A 1,988-nucleotide genomic window follows, 5' to 3' on the forward strand; every position below is an offset into this window, starting at 1 on the left:
GCTACTTTGCACCAACTAGCAGGAATCTATGCAAATCTTGGGGAAGTAGAACAGGCGATCGCATTTTATCAACAATCACTCGAACTTCACGAAAAAATTGGCAATGTTCAAGGGAAAGCTGCTACTTTGCACCAACTAGCAGGAATCTATGCAAATCTTGGGGAAGTAGAACAGGCGATCGCATTTTATCAACAATCTCTCGAACTTGAGGAAAAACTTGGCAATGTTCAAGGGAAAGCTGCTACTTTCGCAATGCTTGGACAGTTGTTAGCAGCGCAGGGAGATTTTGACCAAGCTTTGAATTATTTACAGCAATCTTTGGAGATTTTCCAGCATTTGCCATCTCCTGACGCGCAGACAGTGAAACGCCTTATTTCTAGGATTCAGCAGATGGCTGGGGATTGATGGATGCACTCTGACTTAAGAAACCGGGTTTTTCGCATTTTTTCGTTGGTGTATCGATGTTTTTGGAAAAAACCCGGTTTCTGGCCACGAATACAACCGAAGAAATCGGGTTTTTCGCAGTTTTTCGGTGGTGTATCGATGTTTTTGGAAAAAACCCGGTTTCTGGTAACACCCAAAATCGCTAAAATAAAACAAAGACCAAACCAGAAAGCGATTATTGTGAGCGATTCAACCGTAGACCAGATTTTGAAATTGGCCTCTCAGCGCGCCGATGCGGCTGAAGTATACTACCTGTCGAGTCAAGATACGCCCATCGAATTTGAAAACAATCGTCTCAAATCCCTACAAACCAAAGCACTGCAAGGCGTAGCACTCCGGCTGATTTACAATGGCAAAATCGGTTTTGCCAGTTCCACAGATTTAACGCGGATAGACGATTTAGTAGATGCAGCCATTCAAACAGCCGAAATCGGCGACCCCGCAGAATTTGAACTCGCCTCCAACTTCCACCTAAAAGGCCCGGAAACCACCTACACTCCGCCCACAACTCAAGAATTAGTCGAAAACGGCAAAAACCTCATCGAGCAAGTTCACGCCTACAATCCCGATATTATGGTAGATGTCGGCTTTCACGTCCGCAGCGGCAGAGTGAAAATTGCCACGACGCAAGATTTGTATGCCGAAAGAAGCAGCCAAATAGTCAGCGGCTCGATCGCCGGAAATTTGGTAAAAGGAGAAGACTTTATGCAAGCATACAGTTACGATGTCGCGCGCGATCGTCCCCTAGACACCAACAGCATCCTCGAATCACTCCTCGAAAAATACCGCCTCGCAGAACATTCAGCCACCATCACCAGCGGTTCCTACCCAGTATTATTTACCCCCAGAGCCGCCGCTAGCACCCTCGGCGGCTTGTTTGATACCATCCTTTCAGGTCAAGCAGTAGTTCAAAAAGCCTCTCCCCTCGCCGACAAAATCGGCGAAACCTTATTTGACGAACGCTTTACCTTTTTTGAAGACCCCACTTTAGGCCCTTCGGCTTGTCCCTTTGACGACGAAGGTACACCCACCACCCGCAAAGTCTTGATAGACAAAGGTACTGTCACCGGATTTTATTGGGATCGCAGGTGGGCCGCTCGCGCCGGTGTACAATCAACCGGCAACGGTTTTCGTGGCGGATTGTCTCGCCCAGGCCCTGATTTGACTAACTTTTGCATTTCCCCAGGAAATACCGCCACTCAAGACTTGATTGCTAGCATGGACGAAGGTCTAATAGTAGAGCAGGTTTTAGGTGCCGGTCAGTCCAATCAGTTAGCTGGCGAATTTTCGGTCAATTTGGACTTAGGCTATAAAGTAGAAAAAGGCAAAATTGTGGGTCGCGTCAAGAATACAATGGTGGCAGGCAGCATTTTTGAAGCGTTTAAAAATTTGGCAAATTTGAGTAGCGAAGCCGAATGGGTAGGCGGTGCAGCCTATTTGCCGAGTATGCTGTTTCAACAGTTGGGTGTAGCTTCGAGGCAATAAGTTCAGTGCGGTTTTACTCGTTACCAGGCTCTGCCTGGTAATACATATCATGAGGCTCT

The 1,988-nt window shown here is 47.1% G+C and carries 2 protein-coding genes; both read left to right on the forward strand.

The window, feature by feature from the left end:
- Positions 1–405 (forward strand): tetratricopeptide repeat protein (locus tag QUB24_RS26060; RefSeq protein ID WP_333156518.1); only part of this gene is annotated, 405 nt, incomplete at its 5' end.
- Positions 406–624: 219 nt separating this feature from the next.
- A complete protein-coding gene (locus tag QUB24_RS26065; protein ID WP_333156519.1) occupies positions 625–1,929 on the forward strand; it encodes a TldD/PmbA family protein in 1,305 nt (434 codons plus the stop codon).
- Positions 1,930–1,988 lie beyond the last annotated feature (59 nt).

The organism is Microcoleus sp. B9-D4 (genome assembly GCF_036705105.1).
Lineage (GTDB): Bacteria > Cyanobacteriota > Cyanobacteriia > Cyanobacteriales > Microcoleaceae > Microcoleus.